Here is a 4,259-nt window from a genome sequence, read left to right as displayed (position 1 = left end):
CTTCTTCGTCTTCAATTATATTTGAAATTTGAGATAGAGTGGTTCCAAAAAATAGTTTTTCGATTTTTTTTATTTCGTTAATCATCATTTTGTTTTGTGCGCAATTTTGGACGCATTACAGCTAACGGAAAAAGTATTGGCGAAGTGCGGGCTTTCGGAGAACTGAAAGTTCAAGTTCAGACCAATCGTAGCCAATATTTTTTCAATGGAACTAAGTTAATCAAAAATGTGGAATTGGAAAATATTGGCGGCTAAATATTATAAAAAGTTCAATTAAACCTTAAACCCCGCATTTTGCCAATACAATGTTACCTGCAGTCTTTTTTATTTCTTAATTTCTAACAATGTAAATCCTAAATTTTTGTCAAATTGATAAAAAAGTTCATAAGTTATTACTTGTACAATTCCATAGTCTTTAACACTTTCTTGACTTTCGTTTCTTCCCCAACCATCTGTGTTTAAAAATATTGATTTAAAATTCTTATTTGCAGTAAAAATTGCAGGTGGTGACATAAAATCTTTTTTTGCAATTTTTAGAGTTTGACCAAGTTCATAATTTATAGAGTCAAATCCTGCAATTGGAAGAGTTTTTAATTGTCCGTTTAATTTGTAATACCGTTTTTTCTTTTCACTCAAATTGTCACTGCCAAAAATGTAAATTTTATTTTCTTCTTCATTCTTTCTATTTTCAAACAAATATTTATCGTCAGAATAATAAATGTCAAAAAAGATTTTTATCATTTTATCATTTTCTTCTTTTTTTATGTATTTAAAAGAATTGGCTCCAAGATTTTGAGATTTAAATTTAGCAATCTCAAAAATAGTTGAAAAAGCAGATTTTTCTCCTTCACAACTTATACTTGCTAAATATTTTAAATTTTCCACAGAAGTTTTATTGTTGATAAATTCAAAAATTTGATAATTCTTTTTTTCAGGAATTGAATCTTTAAATGTAATAATCTTATATTCCTGTCCGAAAAATATATTGCAAATTAACATTAAACTTATTGTTAGACTTCTTTTCATGTGCGATTTTTTATAAGATTGCAGGTAACGAAAAAGTATTGGCGAAGTGCGGACTGGATTTAACTGAAAGTTCAATTCAGACTGAGCGAAGCCGATGCTTTTTCAGATTGTCTAATTTAAGAAAAAAAACAATATGAAAAGCAGCGGCGTATAAAAAAGTAGAGTAATTCAATTTCGCCTTAAACCCCGCATTTTGCCAATACAATGTTAGCAGAAGTGTTTTTTTAGGACACCCATGTTGATTCTTGCTTTTCAATAATCCATTTTCCATTTTCTTTTTTAATCCAAACATTAAAGCCACTTCCACAATGTTTTCCACATCCAACACCAAAAGTAAAGAATCCTTTATTATTTTCTTTATTCAAAATTATTCTTGAAAATGACATTGTACATTGTAAGCCTTTAAGACTTGGAATTTCCTCCCAGCTTTTGCCATCTTGTAATTGTTGTCTGACTTTGTAGATTTCTGAACTATTAATTAACTTAATATTTGGTTTGAATTTTATATTCTCTAAATCTAAAAGAATTTTTTTTTCATAATCTATTGGTTGAAATTCAAAATTTATTTTTGGCTTTATATTCAAAATTTCTTCCTTTTCAAATTGATAAATACTATCACTAATTGCTATTGTTTTACTGGAATTATTTAAACTATCTACAAATTTTAAATATCGCTTCTCCTTGAGTAAATATTCGTTTTTGTTATTTGAATTTAAAGGCGGTGGTGGAGGCGGCAAAGCTAAACAAGAACGATCAACTAATTCTGGAATTAGTTTATAAAAAATTTCTTTCTCATTATCGTAATTATTAGCTTTATTACAACTTAAAAAAAATAATGAAATAATAAATATCTGTATTAAACGTCTGATTGTCATAACATTTCTGCTAACGGAAAAAGTATTGGCGAAGTGCGGGCTTAGAATGACTTAACTATAAACTAATCCTAAAAGTGATAAAATCGGGAAATGAATTTCGGAGAAATTCAGACCCGCATTTTAGCAATACAATGTTATGTGAGGTGCAGTAACTAAAATGATTGATTACGAAATAATACAAAACAATTAATTATGTATAAGAAAATTAAAACAAAAGAAGAATTACCACTAAAAAGTGGTTATTATGCTATCAAAACTGACAGAATATTTGGCAATGTTCATTGGTCTGTTGAAAAACAGATATGGACTTTAGAGGACGGTACAAAATGGGAATCTGAATATCCTAATTATTGGCTAAAAGAAATTTAAATTATGGGAATTTTTAAAGAAGCACAAATAAAAAAGATGCTTGACCAAGTTCAAGCTGAACAAATGACTTTTAGCCGAATGGTTGAGTTGCTTAACAACGAAACTTACAGAGAATTGGCTTATAAAGGGCAGTTAGTTACGATGATGGACGTTGTGAGAACTTTGGAAGCGTTTTTAGTTCATAATGAACCTGTGAAAAATCAAACTGAAATCAAAGTAAAAACCTTAATTGATTATATAAAATCCGAAGTTGTTAACGGTGCGATGTCGCATCTCACATAACGGAAAAAGTATTGGCGAAGTGCGGGAATTCGAAGGACTGAAAGTTCAAGAATTCAGAAACGTAGCCGATGGTTTTTCACTTCTGCTAACTTACAAAAAATTGCAGAATTGAAAAGCATTCGGCGGAATATTTTTAGAAAATTTCAACGTTCCCAAAATCCCGCATTTTGCCAATACACTGTTAGGCGATGTCTTTTTTATAGTTTGTTGTTTTTCAAATATTCAATTGGATTTAATTGTTTTGCTTTGTTATTCCAAATTTCAAAGCCTAGATAATTTTCATTTCCAATTGTCAATATTTTTCCCAATTTTTGATTTTTTATAACTTCATCATTTTCTTTAACATTTATATTCATCAAGTTTTTATATACAAAAAATAATTCATCAGATTTTATTAGAATGGTTTCAGATTTGTCATAATCATTTTTAATTATTTTTTTTACGATTCCAGATTTATAAGCGAAAACATTAGATTCGTTTTCATATCCATATATTCTTAATTCATTTTCGATTGGATTAATCATACCTTTTAAACCAGTTAATATGTTGCAACTTTTTAAACAACAATTTTCATAACTCTTAAATTTATCAACAGGAAGATTTAAGCCATTTTCGTTTTTTTCTTGTGCGTTTGCAAAGAAACAGATTGAAAAAAATATTAAAAATTCAATTTTCATGGTGTTTTTTATAAGATATTGCCTAACGGAAAAAGTATTGGCGAAGTGCGGGCTTTCGAAGAACTAAAAGTTCAAGAAAGACTAAACGTAGCGAATGCTTTTTCAATGCTGCTAACTTACAAAAAAATGCAGAATTGAAAAGCATGAGCGGAATAATATTTCTGCTTTTCAATTCTACACCTTCCACCCGCATTTTGCCAATACAATGTTAGCTGCAGTTTCTTATTAGCTCTTAGAAATTCTTACTTTTTTGCTTAATAATTCATAAATTTTTCTTGTATTATTTGAAACTATACTCCAATCTCCAACAGAATGGTATTCACAAATTAATTTTGTAGTTCCCGTATTAAAAGTTAATTGCACAGTTCCAGCATAGTCTGTTGCAAGAACATTTGAAAATTTTGGACTGGTAACAGCGTTGTAAATATATTTTGCTAAACTATCTTTTTCAGATTTTGTGAAAACTATTTTTTTTCTACTAACTTCTTCTTTTGTAACTGTACCATCTTCATTTAATATTTTAAAAGCAACCTTATTTAAATCTTGAATATATTCTGCAGAATCTGAAAATTTGGAAATATTTATTTTTTCTGTTAGAGTATTTATTTCAATCTCTTCCCAATTTATACTTTGATTATCAATAGTTTTCCCGTTCTTTTTCTCATTACAAGACAAAATTAAAAAAGAAAACAAAAATGTTAATATTCTGAAATTCATTTTGTTACGTAGTTTTGTGGAAATTGCAGCTAACGGAAAAAGGCTTTGCGAAGTGCGGGAATTCGAAGAACCGAAAGTTCGAGAATTCAGAAACGAAGCAAATGCTTTTTCAGATTGTCTAATTTAGGTAAAAAAACAATATGAAAAGCAGTTGCGAATAATTTTGACAAAATTTCAATCAATGACTAAACCCCGCATTTTGCAAAACCTATGTTAGCAGAAGGACTTTTATTTTATTTGTTTTATAATCCAATTCATTGTATCATTTGAATCCATTATACTCCAAGAATGTGGATGTTTCGTTCCGTTTAAC

7 protein-coding genes are annotated in these 4,259 nt (G+C 28.7%); 3 read left to right on the top strand and 4 right to left on the bottom strand.

Annotation, left to right across the window (positions count from 1 at the left end; translation table 11 throughout):
- The first annotated feature begins 96 nt into the window (after nucleotides 1–96).
- On the top strand, nucleotides 97–255 hold the full coding sequence (locus ACVFVN_RS14425; RefSeq protein ID WP_456235820.1) for a hypothetical protein: 159 nt from the start codon (nucleotides 97–99) through the stop codon (nucleotides 253–255).
- 69 nt (nucleotides 256–324) lie between these two features.
- Here the strand turns inward: ACVFVN_RS14425 and ACVFVN_RS14420 are convergent, their stop codons facing one another.
- Both ACVFVN_RS14420 and ACVFVN_RS14415 read right to left on the bottom strand, forming a co-directional pair.
- A complete protein-coding gene (locus ACVFVN_RS14420; RefSeq protein WP_456235819.1) occupies nucleotides 325–1,026 on the bottom strand; it encodes a hypothetical protein in 702 nt (233 codons plus the stop codon).
- A gap of 224 nt (nucleotides 1,027–1,250) precedes the next feature.
- Entirely contained in the window at nucleotides 1,251–1,901 is a 651-nt protein-coding gene (locus tag ACVFVN_RS14415; RefSeq protein ID WP_456235818.1) for a hypothetical protein, read from the bottom strand.
- Between the two features lie 192 nt (nucleotides 1,902–2,093).
- On the opposite strand from ACVFVN_RS14415, the gene ACVFVN_RS14410 reads away from it, so the two are divergent.
- Both ACVFVN_RS14410 and ACVFVN_RS14405 read left to right on the top strand, forming a co-directional pair.
- Nucleotides 2,094–2,270, top strand: a complete 177-nt coding sequence (locus tag ACVFVN_RS14410; protein ID WP_456235817.1) for a hypothetical protein — start codon at nucleotides 2,094–2,096, stop codon at nucleotides 2,268–2,270.
- 3 nt (nucleotides 2,271–2,273) lie between these two features.
- A complete protein-coding gene (locus ACVFVN_RS14405) occupies nucleotides 2,274–2,552 on the top strand; it encodes a hypothetical protein (RefSeq protein ID WP_456235816.1) in 279 nt (92 codons plus the stop codon).
- A 197-nt stretch (nucleotides 2,553–2,749) separates the two neighbouring features.
- Here the strand turns inward: ACVFVN_RS14405 and ACVFVN_RS14400 are convergent, their stop codons facing one another.
- Nucleotides 2,750–3,229 (bottom strand): peptidoglycan DD-metalloendopeptidase family protein, encoded by a 480-nt coding sequence (locus ACVFVN_RS14400; protein WP_456235815.1) that lies wholly within the window; start codon nucleotides 3,227–3,229, stop codon nucleotides 2,750–2,752.
- Between the two features lie 225 nt (nucleotides 3,230–3,454).
- Nucleotides 3,455–3,946, bottom strand: a complete 492-nt coding sequence (locus tag ACVFVN_RS14395; RefSeq protein WP_456235814.1) for a hypothetical protein — start codon at nucleotides 3,944–3,946, stop codon at nucleotides 3,455–3,457.
- Nucleotides 3,947–4,259: the final 313 nt, after the last annotated feature.

It is taken from the genome of Soonwooa purpurea (genome assembly GCF_053891095.1).
This window is presented reverse-complemented; position numbering and strand designations above follow the sequence as displayed.